Source organism: Rhodococcus sp. WY5 (assembly GCF_018588185.1).
Classification (GTDB): Bacteria; Actinomycetota; Actinomycetes; order Mycobacteriales; family Mycobacteriaceae; genus Rhodococcus_F; species Rhodococcus_F qingshengii.
In genome coordinates, this window is sequence record NZ_JAAMPR010000001.1 from 4,675,561 (window position 1) to 4,693,112 (window position 17,552).

At 63.7% G+C, this 17,552-nt stretch carries 7 protein-coding genes; 1 reads left to right on the top strand and 6 read right to left on the bottom strand.

From position 1 onward, the window contains the following. Positions 1-27: 27 nt before the first annotated feature. Positions 28-12,489 carry a non-ribosomal peptide synthetase gene (locus G4D79_RS21575; protein WP_308252601.1) on the bottom strand — a complete coding sequence of 4,154 codons (12,462 nt, stop codon included), beginning with the start codon at positions 12,487-12,489 and terminating at the stop codon, positions 28-30. A gap of 163 nt (positions 12,490-12,652) precedes the next feature. Here G4D79_RS21575 and G4D79_RS21580 point away from each other — a divergent pair, with 163 nt between their 5' ends. Beyond that, positions 12,653-13,264 carry a DUF6642 family protein gene (locus G4D79_RS21580; protein WP_214514363.1) on the top strand — a complete coding sequence of 204 codons (612 nt, stop codon included), beginning with the start codon at positions 12,653-12,655 and terminating at the stop codon, positions 13,262-13,264. Positions 13,265-13,484: 220 nt separating this feature from the next. On the opposite strand, the gene G4D79_RS21585 is transcribed toward G4D79_RS21580, so the two are convergent. Genes G4D79_RS21585 through G4D79_RS21605 form a run of 5 tightly spaced genes read right to left on the bottom strand, consistent with a single transcriptional unit; the run spans position 13,485 to position 17,393 of the window. After that, positions 13,485-13,937 (bottom strand): flavodoxin family protein, encoded by a 453-nt coding sequence (locus tag G4D79_RS21585; RefSeq protein WP_065455657.1) that lies wholly within the window; start codon positions 13,935-13,937, stop codon positions 13,485-13,487. A 47-nt stretch (positions 13,938-13,984) separates the two neighbouring features. Continuing rightward, positions 13,985-14,632 carry an isochorismatase family protein gene (locus tag G4D79_RS21590; RefSeq protein ID WP_003942132.1) on the bottom strand — a complete coding sequence of 216 codons (648 nt, stop codon included), beginning with the start codon at positions 14,630-14,632 and terminating at the stop codon, positions 13,985-13,987. Between the two features lie 36 nt (positions 14,633-14,668). Further along, positions 14,669-16,333 (bottom strand): (2,3-dihydroxybenzoyl)adenylate synthase, encoded by a 1,665-nt coding sequence (locus G4D79_RS21595; protein WP_214514364.1) that lies wholly within the window; start codon positions 16,331-16,333, stop codon positions 14,669-14,671. A gap of 41 nt (positions 16,334-16,374) precedes the next feature. Further along, positions 16,375-17,175, bottom strand: a complete 801-nt coding sequence (locus tag G4D79_RS21600; protein ID WP_007735119.1) for a 2,3-dihydro-2,3-dihydroxybenzoate dehydrogenase — start codon at positions 17,173-17,175, stop codon at positions 16,375-16,377. Continuing rightward, entirely contained in the window at positions 17,163-17,393 is a 231-nt protein-coding gene (locus tag G4D79_RS21605; protein WP_003942230.1) for a phosphopantetheine-binding protein, read from the bottom strand. The genes G4D79_RS21600 and G4D79_RS21605 overlap by 13 nt, the downstream gene beginning before the upstream one ends. Positions 17,394-17,552: the final 159 nt, after the last annotated feature.

A 17,552-nucleotide genomic window follows, 5' to 3' on the forward strand; every position in this document is an offset into this window, starting at 1 on the left:
TTGTGTTTCAACTGTGTGGTTTTCGAACTATGTAGCCGTGCGTTTCGACAAATAGCTGTCGAGCAGCGGGGCAATCGCCGCCCACCCGGCTGGGGTCACCAAACCGGCGTGGTCGTACGGCAGATGGTGTACTGCCATGTCCTGGTCCCCGCGGACTCCGCGCCAGCGATCAGCCAGCAGCTGTCCGGACGCCTCGGCGTCGGCGGTGATCAGAGTAACCGGTCCGTCGTAGGTTGTGTCGGTCGAGCTGGCCACGAGCAAACGAGTGGCATCAAAACCCGCCCGAACAGCGTCGACCAGTCCCGGTGCCTGAGTGAGGATCTCGGGTGGCAGGGCGGCGGCCAGATCTCGGTCGTCGGCATCGTCGCGACCGCGATCGTCACGATCTCCCAGTGGATGAGTATCGATCAGACCGGCGAACTCCACTGTCTCGCCGATATCGACCAGCTGAGCAGCCATCGCGGCAACGACGTTGCCACCGAACGAGTAGCCGAGCAGGTGGTACGGCCCGCTCGGTTGCACGCCGCGAATCGTGTCGACGTACATCGCTGCCAGTTGGTCCACGTTCGTCGGTTCGAGTGGCTCCCCGGCAACTGTGGGCAGTTGCAGGCCGAACAGTGGACGGTCGGCCTCGAGAACACCGGTCAAAGGCGCAAAGGGCCAAGCGAATCCACCGGCCGGATGCACGCAGAACAGTGGTTCTCCGCTGCCTTCGGCTCGCAGTGTCAGGAGGCGATCACGACTCAGATCGATTTCGGACGCCGACTCGTCAAGGTGTACTGCAAGTTCTGCAACTGTCGGACGGGCCATCAGCGTTCCCACACCGACGCTCACCGACAGGTCGTGCTCCATCTCCCCCACCAGTCGCATAGCTCGAAGCGAGTCGCCGCCGAGATCGAAGAAACTCTCTTCGGGATCGACTGCCTCGACGCCGAGTACCCGCGCAAAGACCTGGCACAGTTGCCTTTCCATCTCGGTTCGCGGTGCTCGGGCCGCTGCTCGGGCGGGGGGTGCCGGCAACGCACCGCGGTCCAGTTTTCCGTTGGGCGTCAACGGGATCGAATCCACGACGACGATGTCCGACGGAACCAGGTGTGCCGGTACGCTTTCCCGCAACGCAGCTCGCAGATCGACTGGATCAGCGCCGGGTTCTTCGATGACGTAGCCGACCAGTCGCGGCGGCGCACCGCCTTCGCTACGGACTGACGCTGCCGCTCTCAACACTCCCGGCAACGACGCCAGCGCGGATTCGACTTCACCCAATTCGATCCGAATGCCTCGGATCTTGACCTGATGGTCTGCGCGACCCAGATATTCGAGTTCGCCGTCGCGGCGACGCAGTACAACGTCACCCGTGCGGTACATGCGCTTGCCGACGGAGTAGGGATCAGCAACGAACACAGCGGAGGTCAACGCGGTCCGGTGAAGGTAACCCATCGCCGTTCCGTCTCCGGACATGTACAGCTCGCCCGCCGCTCCGATCGGTACCTCCCGCAGACCCGAATCGAGTACCCGCGCAGACGCGTTCAGAATCGGACGACCCAAGCAGGGTGTCTCGCTCCCCTGAACCGGGGATCCCATCGCGTTGATCGTGAACTCCGTCGGCCCGTAAAGGTCGTACCCGTCGACACCGTCCTGATCGCGCAATCGCGACCACAACTCGGCAGGTACAGCTTCTCCGCCGAGCATCACCAACACCGGCGTCCGCTCACCGTCGAGGAGACCGGCGGCCATCAGTTCCCTGGCATACGAGGGGGTTACATTCACGACGTCGATACCGACTTCGCGGTAATGCTTCACCAGAGACGCGGGGTCCAGTCGCGCCTGCTCGTCGATCACGTGAACTTCGTGCCCCGCGAGCAACCAGAACAGTTCCTCCCACGACATGTCGAACGAGAACGAGACTGTATGCGCGATGCGCAGACGTCGGCCACCCACACTGTTTTCGGTCGGAGTGAATATCTCGGCCTTGTGATTGTGATACATCGTCGTCAACCCGCGGTGACCCACCACGACGCCCTTGGGTTTTCCGGTACTGCCCGAGGTGTAGATGACGTAGGCAGGCTGGTCCGGTGAGGTCGGCCCGCAGACCGCAGCCTCGTCGACAACTGGTGCCGAAGACTGCCCGTCGAGTACCCCGGCCACGTCCGGGTCGTCGAGTACCAGACATGCCTGTCCATCGGGAACTACGAGGTCACGCGTCTGAGTCGTGGTGACTACCAGCGCCGCATCGCTGTCGAGGATGAGTTCGCGCAGGCGTGCCGGCGGGTGAGCCAGATCCAAGGGAAGGTAGGCCGCTCCGGTTCTCATGACGGCGAAGATTGCGACAACGTGATCGGCAGTACGCGGAAGTGCGAGCGCGACAACACGGGTCGGTCCGCCGCCTGGTACCGACTGCCCCAGCGCCGACGCGAGTATCCGTGCCAGTCTGTCCACCCGAGAGTTCATCTCGGCTGCGCTCAGTGTGACGTCTCCGAAGACCAGCGCCGTCTCGTCCGGAGTTGCCGCTGCCCTTTCGCGCAGTAGTGCGTCCACGCTACCGCCGGCCTGGTCCGGCCGTGGCATCACGACGTGCTCCGAAGCGAATTCCGCGGGGGTGCGCGAAAGCGGAACCGCCGTGTCCGCCACCGTGGCGGTATCGGAATTCGCCATCACTTCGAGAATCGTGATGGTGCGGGACAGGATGTCCTGAGCCACGTCGTGCGGAATCAGGTCAGGACGGTTTTCGAGTGTGAGCGCCATCGCCGCGTCCCCGACACCCGGATCCACGTCGAGCGTGAGCGCATAGTGCGTGCCGTCCACCGCATCGAACCCGACGATTCCACTGCGACCGAACGTGTCTCGACGTGCCTGTTCGTCGCGAGGGGTGTTGCGGAAAACGTAGAGCGTGTCGAAGAGCGTGGCGAACCCTGCACTTCGCTGCACGTCGCCGAGCCCGAGATGGTGATGCCCCAGCAGCGAACCTTGTTCACGGAACAGGCGTCCGAGCAACGCCGAGATCTCCTCGCCTGGCCGGACCCGGACACGCACGGGAATGGTGTTGAGCGCCAAGCCCACCATGCGGTCGGCGCCCTCGACCTCGGGTGAACGTCCCGAAACCGTCGATCCGAAGACCACGTCGTCACGCCCCGTCACGGCGCGCAATGCCAGGCCCCACGCCGCAGAGACGACGGTGGACAGCGTCACTCCGCTACGTCTGGCCAGCTCGCGTACGTGCTCGGTGATGCTCTGTTCGAGCTGAACCCGGGTGAACACCGGCAACGGAGCGCGCCCGCCTGATCCCGTACCACCCACGAGTGTGGGTTGCTCGAGATCCGCGAGGTAGTCCTTCCAGGACGAGATGGCGTCCGTGCGATCCGCTTCGGCGATCCATCGCAGGTGATCACGGAAGTCCGCAGGCTTGTCGAGCGCGCCGTCGAGTCCAACCGGGTCCGTGCCGTGTGTGCGAGCAAACTCGTAGAGCGCAAACAACTCCGCGTACATCAAGGTCTGCGACCAACCGTCGGTCAGCAGGTGGTGCTGAGTGAAGACGAGGTGCGCTCCCCCACCTGGCAACCAGACCAACACCATTCGAATGAGTGGCGGCGCACTCAAGTCGAACAGCCTGCCGAATTCGGCCTCGTCGACGGCGCGGACCTCGATATCCAAGTCCTCGGGTGCGACTGCGCTCAGATCGATTTCGCGGAAAGGCATTTCGGCTGCCCTGGGCACGAACTGCACCGGAGCGTCGAAACCGGCGTGTGTGAAGCCGGCCCGCAGGTTCGGATAGCGCCGCAAGAGCGCATCCCCCGCTGCTCGGAGTGAGCGAACGTCGACGGCGGCATCGGCGGAGAACTCGAATCGCGGCTGCATGTGATAGACATCCGTGCCGCCGGCGCCGTCGAGAACCGACTGGAAGTACATGCCTTCCTGCAAGGGACCGAGTGGCAGCACGTCCTGCCAGCCCGGGCTCAGCGACTCGAGCCGTGCCCGACGATCCGCATCGACGGCTACGAGTGGGCTCGGCACACGATCCGGCGCGGTGTCGGGCAATGCCTTCCGGTCCACCTTCCCGTTGAGGGTGAGTGGTAGTGCCTCGAGCACCGTGATGGTCTGCGGCACCATGTGTTCGGGTAGGAGCCGCGCAATCTCCTTGCGCACCAGTACCGAATCGAGCGTGGTTGCACCTTCGGGAACCACATATCCGTGCAGACTTCCGGTACCCGCCGCATCGACGCGAACGGTGGCTGCCGCGCGGAACACACCTGCCACCGATCCGAGCGCGCCTTCGACCTCGCCGAGCTCGATGCGGAAACCACGAACCTTCACCTGATCGTCAGCACGACGAAGGAAGTGCAAAACCCCTCGCCGGCGTCGGACCAGATCGCCGGTGCGGTAGAGGCGTGCCCCCGGCAGAGAAGGATCGGCGACGAACCGAGCGACGGTCAGATCGGGGCGGTTCAGGTATCCGCGGACCACCTGCGCACCGCCCAGATACAGCTCGCCCGCAACGCCTTCCGGAACCTCACGCAGGTCGTCGTCGAGGATTCGCACGTGCACATCGGTCCAGGGCTGACCGATCGTGACTCGGTCGCCGGTCGTGATGACCGAAGATGTCGCCCACACCGTGGCCTCGGTGGGTCCATAGACATTCCGGACCGAAGCAGCGTTGGCCACCAGATCGTCGGCCAGATCCTGCGGGAGGGCTTCCCCTCCCACCAGGGCTCGCACCATGGCGAGTCCGACTGCGTTCTCGTGTTCGGTGACCACTCGCCACAGCGCCGGCGTTGCCTGCATCACTGTCGCATCGCTTGCGATGATCAACGCCGACAACGCATCCGGGTCGCGAACCGTCCTGCGGTCTGCGATCACGACAGTCGCGCCCGCCGCGAGCGGGCACAGCAACTCGAGTGCCGCGATGTCGAACGACACCGTTGTAACCGCGACGATGCGATCGCCCGGCCTGATCCAGCAATCCTCGAGTACCGTGTCCGCGAAGGCTGCGAGGTTGCCCGTCGAGACCATCACGCCCTTGGGGCGACCCGTCGAACCGGAGGTGTGGATCATGTAGGCGAGGTGATCACCCGCCGCGGGCGGCGGAGGAAGCACGACACCCGAGTTGGTGAACTCACCGTCCACGAAGACACTCGTGGCGACCGTCAACGGAAGTTGCCCGGCGCTGTCGATACTGGTCAGGACACACACCGGAGCCGCGTCCTCGATCATGAACTCGAGCCGCTCAGTCGGGTAATGGACGTCGAGTGGCAGGTACGCAGCGCCGATGCGGAGTACCGCGAGCAGTCCGGCCACCAGATCCGCATTTCGATCCAGCGCGACGGCGACTACCTTCTCGGGTCCGGCGCCGACCGCGAGAAGTTCGCGGGCCAGCTCGTCGACGCGCGCCGACAGTTCCCCGTAGGTAATTCCGACCTCGCCGGAGATCACCGCGATGTCGTCGGGGTGGCGGCTGACGTGTCGAGCGAACAACTGCGAGATCCCCGACGGCGGCGTCGCGCGTCGGCCCGGGTCGCGATCCGGCTTGTTTTCCGCCAGCCGCAGATCCGCGACGACAGTGCTGATTTCGTGACCGAGGACCGCGATCACACCGTCGAGCAATGCGTCCGCAGTCGCGGCGTCGAACAGCCCGGCATCAACCGTCAATCGAAGTTCTGTTGCGGTTCGGACGAATTCGAGGTCGACGTTCTTTCCGGGCGAGTGACCGACACGGGCAGCGAACAGGCTGCTCGTCGGACGCACGAGTAGATCGGCGATTCGGTCGAGGCTGACATCGGAATGCGCAAGTGCCTCGGAGACAGCGTTTTCGACTCGCCGAACGACATCGGCAATTCTCGGCCGACCGGACAGGTCGACCCGAATCAGGGTGTCAGTCCCTTCCGAGACCAGTCCGACCGCAAGGTCCCGACCACCGCCGAAGCTGTTCAGCGTCGCCGCCACGGCGGCCAACAGCACCGCGTCGAATCCTGGTTCGTCACCGAACCGGGCATCGCGTAGCTGACGGAGGTAGGTGTGCGGGCGGTACTCTTCGCCGCGCGGGCGGTCATACGGAAGGTCCGTTTCGAGGGGCAGGTCCGCGAGCGTGCGAACCCAGTAACGCTCGTGATCAGGATTTCCCGCCACCGCCGGGGCGCGGAACGTCGCCACGGTCACGACGGGTCGATCGACGCCAACGACCGAATCCGGCGAGAACTTCGTCCGATCGACGCGTGCGGCCATGGCAAGACCGAGGGGGGTCGGGGTGTCGAAGACATCCGAGACGACGACGCGAATTCCCAGCTTGCGCAGGCTTCCCACCAACCGCATCGCAGTGAGCGAGTGACCGCCGAGAGTGAAGAAATTGGCACCCGGATCGACGTCGGGAATCTCCAACACCGTTTCGACACAGGCGCACACTGCATCAACGACCGCGGGATCGACATCGATCGCAGGATCGGACGCGGCCACCTTTTTCGTGACAGCGACATTTTTCGCGGCAGACACCGCATCGGCAACGGACGCTGCCTGTCGGACTACCGTGAGCACCGCGGATGCGGGAGCTGTCGGCTCGGTCAGCAACCCACGCAGGATCTCCGCGAGCCGTGTGACCATTCGCTCCGCCGTGGCGTCGGAGACAACTGCCGGATCGTGGTACAGAACCAGATCCAGACCGGTGCTCGGCGGCGCCATCAACGTCATCGGGTAGTGCGTGACTCCGCGGTTGGTGAATCCCTCGACCCGCAGGGTGTGCGATGCAGGCTGTCCTGCACCGGAGTTCGGGAAGTTCTCGAATACCAGGAGCGTGTCGAACAGTTGCCCGATTCCGGCGATGCGTTCGATCTCGGCCAAACTGGTGTGTTCGACGTCCACGATGTCGAATTGGGCGTTCTGCAGACCGACGAACTGATCGAGCAAAGGCCGGTGCGCGACGATGTCGAGGCGGGCCGGAATCGTGTTGCTGAACAACCCGACCATTCCCTCCACCCCCGAGAGTTCGGCAGGTCGGCCGGACACCGTGGCCCCGAACACGACGTCCCACTGTCCTGTCGCTTCGGCGAGCGCTGCTGCCCACGCACCCTGAACCAGGGTGTTGACCGTCAGCGCTCGCGCACGGCCGAGTTCGATCAGCGCTTCGGCGTCCGATGTCGCGAGAGGAACCTCGAGCGCGACGGGCACACTTCGCGGCGCTCCGGCGTCGGCAACGAGAGTCGGCGCGGTGAGCCCACGCAAACGCTCGCTCCACGCTGCGCGGGCAGAGTCCTGATCACGGCCGGCGATCCATGCCAAGTAGTCGCGATACGGCGTCGGCGCAGGGAGGCGGCTGTCGCCGTCGTGGTAGACGTTCATCAGCTCGCGCAGGACGATCGGAGTCGACCAACCGTCGGTGAGCAGGTGGTGCGCGTTGAGGACCAAACGGTGCACCCCGCCGGGCAGCCGAACCAGTAGTGCACGCAGCAGAGGCGGTGTACTGACGTCGAAGACATGCTTGGCGGCCTCGTCCTCGAGCTGATCTGCAGAGCGGAATGCAGTGTCAGCTGGAACGGAGATCAGGTCGACCGAACGCCACTCGACTTTTGCGCCGCGCGGAATGATCTGAACGGGCCGTGCGAACTGCTCGTAGTGGAACGCGGCGCGTAGGTTCGGGTGCCTGTCGATCACGGTCTCGAACGCGTCGGCCAACTTCGCCTCGTCCAGTGGCCCGGAGAGGTCGAAGCGTGCAGTGAGCGTGTAGACGTCTGCGGCTCCGTCACGGACCGCATGGAACAGGAGACCTTCTTGTAGCGGCGAGAGCGGAAGGACGTCGGCAAGCGGTCCGTGGACGGCTTCGAGTTCGTTGATCCCTGCCTGATCGACCACCGCGCCCTGGCCGAAGATCGTCGCCGAGCAATCGGAAGGCGTCAAACCACCCTCGAAGAGCGCGGCATGCGCGGTCAGGGCAGCGAGCGCACGTTCCCAATGCTCTTGCAGCTCGACGATCGTCGCGCCGTCGAGCACTGAACCCGCCGCAGTCCATTCGACCGCCAGCGTCGTCGAGTCGTCCTCTCGGACAAATGCGTTGAGCGCCAGCACTTCCGACATAACCTTCGTCGCCGGCTCGATGACCGCGAATGGATCCTGCTCCGGCAATCGCCATCCGGTTCCGGGCAAGGACGGGAAGCGGCCCAGATAGTTGAGCAGCAGTTCGGGTGTAGCGCACGCGGAAAGGTCAGGTGCGGTGTCGGGATCCAGATGCCGCAGAACTCCATAGCCGACTCCGCCTCCGGGTACGGCGCGTTTTGCCTCCTTCACCGCACGAAGGAGATGCCCCGCAGCTGCTCCGCCGCTCAGTGCGTCGGCAAGATCGTCTGCGGTGAGCAGTGCATCGGTGGGAACCCGGACGGGGAACTCACTGGTGAACCACCCGATGGTTCCGGCGAAGTCGGTGTCGCTGGTGAGCGCGTCGCGGCCATGACCTTCGACGGTAACTGTCTGCGCGGGCAGACCAGTCAGGCCGCGACTGTGCTGCCATGAGCGCAAGGCAAGCATCAATCCCGCGAGAAGCACTTCGTCGGCCTTGGCTCGATACGCCGCCGGAAGCGTGGTCAACAGCGCCTCGGTGACGGCCGGGGGCGCAATGGTTGTCGTGCGAGAGGCGGTTGCGGTCACGTCGATCTTCGGGTCGAGACGACGACTGCCGATCGGCTCGTCGTCCGCCTGTACCGACGCGGACTTCCAGTACTCGAGCTCTGACGCCCTGCTGCCAGAGGCCCCGAATTCCGCGAGCAACCCTGCGTATCGACGCCACGAACTTCCGCCTGCAGCCAACCGGGCCGACCTACGCTCGCGCGCTGCATCGGTAGCTTCGTGGAGGTCTGGAAGCAGAATTCGCCAGGACACACCGTCGACGATCAAATGGTGAGCCACGACGATCAATTGGTCGGGTCGACCGGCCTCGGTATTGACCAGTACGACTCGCAGGAGTTCACCGGCGCGTGGGTCGAGACTCGCCGCCGACGCCTCCGCGAGCTCTCTGATCCGGGACGGCTCGGAGGTGTCGGACACCTCGCGAACGAGTCCCTCGCTGCGCACTGCACCGGCGTCCCGGACGATCAATTCGGCAGTGCCGCTGTCGTTGTCACGGCGCAGGAGCAGGCGTAGAGCGTCATGGTGATCGAGGATCGTCTGCACGCCGGACTGCAGGTCACCCAGTGAAAGGCTGTCGTCGATGCGCACTGCGGTCCATTGCGCGTAGCCCGCGATTGCCTCGTCTGTCGGATTCTTGTCGATCAGTGCTCGAACGATCGGCGGGGCGATCACGGTGCCGGTCGCCACGTCCGCAACCGAGGCTACGGCGTCGGCGTCATCGGCAATCTCACGCGCCGCAGCGGCGATGGTTCCCAGATCTCGCTGTGCCAGTAGTTCTTTGGGAGCAACGATCAGACCACGCACCCGCAGTCGACTGCTGACACTGATTGCCGTGATGCTGTCACCACCGAGGCCGAAGAAATCCTCGTCCACGCCGACGCGTTCGCGGCCGAGCACCTCGGCCACCACGTCACAGAGGATTTCCTCGTGTGGTGTGGATGCAGCGCGACCTTCCGATTCGGCAGCCGGGGCAGGTAGTGCCGCACGATCGAGCTTTCCGTTCACCGTGACGGGCAGTTCGTCCAGAACGACGATTGCGGCGGGAACGAGATGATCCGGTACGCGACCGGCGAGGTCACGGCGCAATTCTTCCTGCGGCGGAAGCGTCGCGCCGGCGGCGGCTACAACGTAGCCGACGAGGCTGGGCCGTCCCCCATCCGTACGGATCAGCGCGGCAGCGGCGCCGATTCCGGGTACCGATCCGAGAACAGCCTCGACCTCGCTCAACTCGACTCGATGTCCGCGAATCTTCACCTGCTTGTCGCTGCGACCGATGAAGTCGTAGCCCCGCCCCGGCACCCACCGCGCCACGTCCCCGGCGCGGTACATCAGATCTCCCGGAGCCCCGAAAGGATCTGCGACAAAACGCTCGGAGGTCGCGCCGGCGCGGCCGAGGTAGCCCCTGGCCATTTGCGGTCCCGCCAGGTAGAGCTCACCTCGTTCACCGTCGGCGACCGGCTCGAGCGCGCTGTCGAGCAGGTACGCACGGGTACCCGCGAGGGGGTACCCGATACGCGGTCCGGCACCTTCGACCGTGGTCGCGATCGCGTCGACCGTCGTTTCGGTGGGGCCGTACAGGTTTCGAGCCGGAACACCGGATTCGATGATCGCGTCCCACAGTGCGGGCGGTGCCGCCTCGCCACCCACGACGAGGAGCTGCAACCGATGCGTACGCAGCAACCCGTTGTCCACCATCGCTGCCGCCATCGACGGCGTCGTGTCGACCACGTCGACGCAATCTCGCTCGAACGCCGCGACCAGAGCAACCGCGTCCTTCTGCAGTTCCTCGTCGTATACGTGCACACGATGACCACACAGCAGCCACAACAGTTGATCGAGAGACGCATCGAAGGCGAACGACGCTGTGTGCGCGGTGTGCAGTTGGCGGTTCCCGACGCGCTCGGCGGTGTCCCGGTAGATGGTGGCGCGATGGTGGTGAAGCAGGTGCGCCAATCCACCGCCTCTGACCAGCACACCCTTGGGCTTGCCTGTCGATCCCGAGGTGTAGATGACATACGCCAGGTGATCACCATGCCGTGCTGTCGCCAGTTCACCGAGTTCGAGTGGAAGCTCGGAATTAGCACGGAGTTCTTCGCGGACTGCGTCGGAATCGATGACGAGGGGGTCGGGCCGAAAACCTCCGACGAGTTGCTCGGCCAGAGTGGAAGTGGTGATCACGACCTTCGGCTGCGCGTCGTCGATCAGATCTCGCAACCGCTCGGCCGGGTGCTGCGGATCCAGGGCCACGTACGCTGCGCCCGCGTTCAATGTCGCGAGCAGAGCCACCACTATCTCGGAAGTACGCGGAAGCGCAAGTCCGACAATGTCGTCCGGGCCGACATCGCGGGCCCGAAGCAACCGGGCGAGCTTGTGGACGCGGCCACCGAGTTCTGCGCCTGTCAAACGTTCGTCACCGCACACGAGGACTGTGTCATCCGCGTGCTCGACAACGATGCGGTCGAACACGTCGGGAACGAGTTCGACCGAGCCGGGCAGCGGTGCAGTTTCGCGGCCGGCGAGAATCCGCGCGGCTTCGGCCGCAGGCATCATCTCCACCTGACCGACGGCAGGATCTCCCTCCCCGACCATCGCGTTGACGATGCTGACGAAACCGGCGAGGCGACGCTGAACCGATTCCCGAGTATTGGTACGCGCGTCCACTTCGAATCCGAGTAGAACTTCGCCGTCCGCAATGGGCGTCACCGTCAAACCCAGGTCCTCCGGCGGTCCCCCGGCGACGTTTCGCAGTACACCCACAGCGCCGGCGAAATCGAGGGCGAAGTCGAAAGCCTTGAGATTGATTCCGATCCCGTGAAGCAGTGCGCCGGTTCCGGCGACGCCCAGGTCCCGAGCAAGATTCTCACCGCGGTAGCGCTGGTGTGCGCGCAGGCTTTTCATCGTGGCGGCCACCTGCTTGCTCAGGTCACCGAGTCGATCGTGGCTGCGAATCGTCAACCGGAGAGGCAGAACGTTGACTGCCATGGCCGGCGTCTTGAGTGCCGTGCGGCCTACGCGCGCCATGAGTGGCATCGCGATGACAACATCCGTCTCGCCGAGCAGTCGGTGGAGAAACGCGCCGTAGCAGGCGATCAGTGCCTCGGCCCACGTTGTTCCCGTCGCGTCTGCCACCTCTTTGAGGCAGCTGAGGGCGTCGGCGGTAATGACCTCGCGAACCTGGATCGTTCGTTCCGCCGGACCGGTGACCTGCTGGCCGCGTCCGTCCAACGCGGGCAACGGCGTCAGGACATCACGCCAGTAGTCACGATCTTCCGCGAACTGCTCGCCAGCCCGGTACGCCTCGTCCTCGCTGACCAGATCTGTCATAGAACCGAATCGCGTTGGCGCGACCTCGGTTCCCTTCTTCGCGGCCGTGTAGTGCGCGGCGACTCGGCGCGAAATCATTGCTGCGCTGTATCCGTCGACGATCAGGTGGTGATAGAGCTGAATGCACCAGATCTCGCGATCGGAGAGCCTGATCAGCGAGTAGGTGTACAGCGGACGCTCCACCATCAGGCGGCAGTACTCGGACGCCCGGCTGCGCTCGGCGTCGACCAGTGCGTGCGCCACGGCTACGGGATCGCGCTCGTCACGGACGTCGGTGATCGGGATGATGCCAACCGGCTCGTCGGAGATGTACTGACGCGGGCCGTCCGCCGTCTCGATCATCCGCAGCCGCATGGTTTCGGCTTCACCGATCGTCGCCGTGATGGCGGCTGTCAGCAGGTCGGTGTCGATCGGTTCGTCGCCCGAGATTTCGAGCACCTCACCGACGAGGTAGCTCCGAGATTCGGGATCAAGCCTCTGTGCGTTCCAAATCCCGAGTTGAGCTCCTGTGAGAGCAAACGTAGCTTCGCTCGCCGCTCCGGAGTTCGAACCTGGAAGAACGCTCACACTGATCCCCTCGTCTGTGGACACACGTCACCCAAGGGTGACCTAACGTCGTTTTGGGTAGCCTAAACTAAATGTCTACGAATCGGGGAATCCGCCTCGCCAGCGCCTCCCACCGATGACACAACTGATGTAACGCAGTCACATTTCAACGGATAACTACGCCATGACTACAAAAAGACCACCGGGAGTGTTTTGCTTGGAAGGCGAATGGGAGGAAAGCATCGAAAGCAGACTGAGCATTGAGCCTGCATTACGTCTGCTCGAGGCTCGCGACGATATTCGGCTGGTTCACCGTGACATTGCTACTCTCGCAGAACTCGAGTACTACTTGGATCGGTGGCTCAACACGCGACTCCGCGGATATGACTTCGGATACTTGGGATTTCATGGGAGTGCCGAGCGTCTCGATGTCGGTCACGAACAAATGTCACTCGACGACCTCGCAGAATTGATCGACGGGCGATGTCAGGGCAAAGTCGTCTACTTCGGTTCGTGCAGCGTGCTCTCAGCGCCAGACGAGGTCTTGACGAGCTTCTGTCGCAGAACGGGTGCTCGCGCGGTTGCCGGATACACGAAGAATGTCGATTGGATCGAAACTGCCGCATTTGAACTACTGCTGGTGACTAAGCTCGTCTATTCGACAAACATGAAGCCGGCTTACACCTCGCTCTGCAAGACGTATCCCGACATGACACGCCGACTTGGCTTCCGCATGGCCCACTCGGCATGGGCGTCCGATCGCAATATCGCCGTTCAGGCGTCTCACTCAACGTGACTTACCCCGCCGCGAACCGCGACTACGCACCTCGACCTGCCTGGGCGCTACAACAGATCCGAATCGCTTTACGCTACAGCAGCATTTCCCTTGGGTCTCTGGATCGGTGAGCGAGCTTCGGCAGCCTGAGAAAACAGCGTTGCCGTCGCCTGCGGCCGCTTCTGTTCGACTCGTGTCTACGTCGCACTCCCTCGAAGTCGGGTCGGCACCAGTGAATGAGCTAGTCCATCAAGGTCGCGGCGACGGTTCCGCCCAGTTCATAACAACCAGCGCGGACAGATTTGTCCACGCTCACAGTCACTTCGAGCGGATCCGCCACCGCGACCAATCCGAGCCCGGTGGCGAGTTTGCGCACCGAGGACACTGCACCGGCAGTGTCGTTGTTGCCGTGAACCCACAGGCCGTACGGTCGATCCGAAACCGCACCGAGGCATTGGTAGTACGTGGTGTCGAAGAAGTATTTCAGCGCGCCCGACATGTAACCGAAATTGGCGGTGGTTCCGAAAAGATAGCCGTCAGCAGCGAGGACGTCGGGCACCGTCGCCGCCAACGCCGGCATCACCTTCACCTCGACGCCCTCGATCTCGGGATCGCGAGCCCCGGCCAGGACTGCATCCAACAATTCGTGGGTTGTCGGCGAGGGCGAGTGGTGAACCACCAACAGAGTCTTCACACATCTGACAATACGGCGACGGGTGGCGCACCCGTCGCCGTTCACGCCTACGCCGAAACGGTTTCCGCGCTCATCGCCTTGACCAGGTCGTCGGTTCGGGTGACCGAGGCGCAGCGCCCGGCCGCGTACTCGAGCGCACCGACATGCTCGTCCAGGGAGAAGTCGGCTACCGCGTCGCCCACGAAGAAGATCTGCACGTCTTGCATGAACCCGTCCAAAGCGGTAGTCAGGCAACCGATGTGGGCATAGATTCCGGTGATGATCAGCTGGTCACGCCCACTCTCGCGCAGCCGCTCACGCAGATCCGTCTTGATGAAGGCGCTGTAGCGCCATTTTGTGAGCATCACGTCGTCCGAATGCGGAGCCAACTCGGCGATCACGTCGGTGTGAGCGGGATCTGCCTTCAGACCCGGTCCCCAGAAATCCGACAGCAACGCACGCTCCTCGGGATCCTGATCACCGGGTTGCGCGGTGTAGACGATCGGGATTCCGGCAGCTCGCGCCGACGAACGAAGCCGGTCGATGTTCGGAACCACGGTTTGGAGCGGGTCGACGCTTCGGTCGTACGCGTTCACGAAATATTCCTGCATGTCGTGCAGAAGCAACACCGCTCGGGAAGGATCGAGAGTCCAGTCGACCCGATTTTGCGGAAACTCGGTGGGCATCTCGTATCGCACTGCTGTGGGTAGCGCCATGATGAATCTCCTCGAAAATGTGGGGGTGGGAACCGATCAACTCGACAGAGTCTGTGCGGCAATCGATTCGCTGAGAACACGGCGCAAGGCCGCCTTGCTGGTCTTTCCGACGCCGGTGACGGGGAACTCGGTCACGAACTCCACTCGATCCGGAACCTTGTACGCCGCAACGCCTCGGCCTCGTATGTATCGCTTGATCTCGCCGACGGTCGGGGCATCTCCGGAAATCACCAGAACAGCACAGGTTCGTTCGCCCAGGTACTCGTCGGGAACGGCGACGACGGCCGCATCGTGGACAGCCGGATGCGAGAGCAGGTGGTTCTCGATCTCCTCGGCCGCAACCTTCTCACCGCCGCGGTTGATCTGGTCTTTTGCGCGCCCCTCGACTATCAGATGTCCTGAATCGGTGACGCTGACCAGATCGCCGGTGCGATAGAAACCTTCGGCGTCGAAGACCTCGGCATTGTGCGCATCCGCCCGGTAATAGCCGCGGATCGTGTACGGACCCCGAGTCAGTAAGTGCCCCGTGGTTCCGGGCGCGACGAGCGCGCCTTCGTCGTCGACCACACGAACCTCGTCGTCGGGTGAAATGGGCCGGCCCTGAGTGCTGACGATCAATTCTTGCGTGTCGTCGAGGCGGGTGTAGTTGACCAGCCCCTCGGCCATCCCGAACACCTGCTGGAGGGTGCAGCCCAACTCCGTGGGTACGCGTGCAGCGGCTTCGGCGCTGAACTTCGCTCCGCCGACGCCGAGAACCCGCAAGCTCGACAGATCGTGATCTGCCTTACTGGGGGCGGCCATCCAGGCCAACGCGATCGGTGGAACCAAGGAAGCGTGCGTGACTCGCTCTGATTCGATCAGACCGAAAGCTGTGGAGGGCATGGTGTCCGGCGCCAGAACCACGGAGCCGCCCGCGTGGAGAACGCCCAGGATGCCCGGCGAACTCATCGGAAAATTATGCGCTGCAGGAAGAACCACCAACATGCGCGTCGAGTCGTCGACGCCACAGATCGGGTTGGACGCTCGCACCGAGTAGAGGTAGTCGGCGTGCGTTCGCGGAATCAGCTTCGGAACACCGGTCGTGCCACCGGAAAGCTGAAGAAAGGCGACCGACAACGGATCGACGTCGGCAAGAACGGGAACCTCGTATCCGCGCAGCGAATCGAAACCGACAAACTCTTCGGGGTCACCGGCCACGATCACAACAGGCGGAGTCTCGAGGCCTTCGTTCACCTCACGCGCCAGCGCGCGGTAGTCGAACCCGCCATGACGGTCGGCGACGATATAGGCAGCGACATCAGCGAACTGGCAGAAGTATCCGATTTCGGTTCGGCGATGCGCCGGCAACCCGAATACCGGCAGGGCGCCGAGCTTCAACACACCGAACAATGCTTCGACGTATTCCACGATGTTCGGCAGCTGCAGAAGCACCCGGTCACCGGCGCGAACACCCAAGCCGGACAGGCCTCCGGCCACGGCCGAGCTGCGACGATCGAGGTCGGAATACGTCAGCCGTGTCTGTGTGCCAAAGGCATCGCTGCCGACCACCGCTTCGTTGTCGGGATGCCGTGCGGCCGCGGCCGTGACGAATCCGGCCAGCGTCTCGTCAGTCCAATAGCCTCGTTCCCGATAATACGTCACCAAATCGGGTGGATACTGTGCGACGGGTGCCAAGGGCTCGCGAGCGATCCTCAAGGTCATGCAAGTGACTCCTGTTCGAAAGTACTGTCAGCAAATACGTCTCACGCTTTGAGCGTCGCTCCACCGTCGACGTACAGCGCCTGCATGGTGATGTGGGCCGCCCGGTCGGACAGCAGGAAGTGCACCGAGTCCGCGATATCGTCTGCGGTGGCCAGTTTTCCGAGCGGAATACCCAGGCGATAGCTCGCCAGATTGCCTTCGATGACCGCGTCGGCACCCGAATCGTCGGAAGGGTCCGACCACAGTGACCGCTGCATCGCTGTGTCGGTGGATCCCGGAGCGACCACGTTGACACGAATGCCGTCAGTAGCCAGCTCCAGTCCAGCGGTTCGAACCAACATGGTGGCAGCAGCTTTGGACGAACCGTAAGCACCCATCCCGATACGTGGGACACCGGCCGCGTTCGACGAGACGACCACCATCGCCCCGGCCCGACGGCGACGCATTTCCAGTCCCACGCTTTGCAGCACGTTCAGCAATCCGAAGACGTTGACGCCGAATATCTTCCGCCACTGGTCCGGATCGGAGTCCAGCACCGATCCGGTGTCGAGAATTCCGGCGACGTGCGCGAGCGCGTCGATCCGGCCGAACGTGTCCATCGTCGAGGCCACTGCAGCGTCGACTGCCTGCCGATCGGTCACGTCCACGACGTGACTCTCGATATCGGCGCCTTCGACGATTGTTTCTGCCAATTCCGCAGTTACCCGCTTCAATTCGACGTCGTCGCGATCGAGCAACGCCAGCGAATACCCGTCGCGCGCAAGCGTACGGGCCACTGCGGCGCCGATCCCCGCCGCAGCACCGGTGACCACGGCGATTCGGCGCTCGCTCACTGCGGGCACAGGACCTGAACCCAGGCATTGATCGTGGGCTCTTCTGCCAACTCCGCGAAGTCGGCATCCGCGCCCGCTCCCCGCCACCGTTCGACGAGCGTCATCAAGCGAACCGAGTCAAGGCCTTCGTCACCCAGGTCCGCGTCGTCGCCGAGTTGTTCTGCCCTCATCGACAGAACCTCGGCGACGTCGCGCACGATCTGGTCACGGTCCACGGTGTTGCTCATCGGTCTCCTCGAGTGGTGGTCGACGCGCTCAGATCGAGCCAACCCAACCTCGTGTCGACCCCGTCCGCACGCCTTGACTTTAGGCCAGCCTAACCATAACGGTACGGAAGTACACAACCCGGACGCTCGCAACACAAATTCACCCAAACTAAGGCTAGC

Excerpts from the sequence above, each read along its gene's own strand:
- G4D79_RS21605 (WP_003942230.1), bottom strand. The coding sequence starts at position 17,393 with ATGAGCAACACCGTGGACCGTGACCAGATCGTGCGCGACGTCGCCGAG.
- G4D79_RS21595 (WP_214514364.1), bottom strand. The coding sequence starts at position 16,333 with ATGACCTTGAGGATCGCTCGCGAGCCCTTGGCACCCGTCGCACAGTAT.
- G4D79_RS21580 (WP_214514363.1), top strand. The coding sequence starts at position 12,653 with ATGACTACAAAAAGACCACCGGGAGTGTTTTGCTTGGAAGGCGAATGG.
- G4D79_RS21590 (WP_003942132.1), bottom strand. The coding sequence starts at position 14,632 with ATGGCGCTACCCACAGCAGTGCGATACGAGATGCCCACCGAGTTTCCG.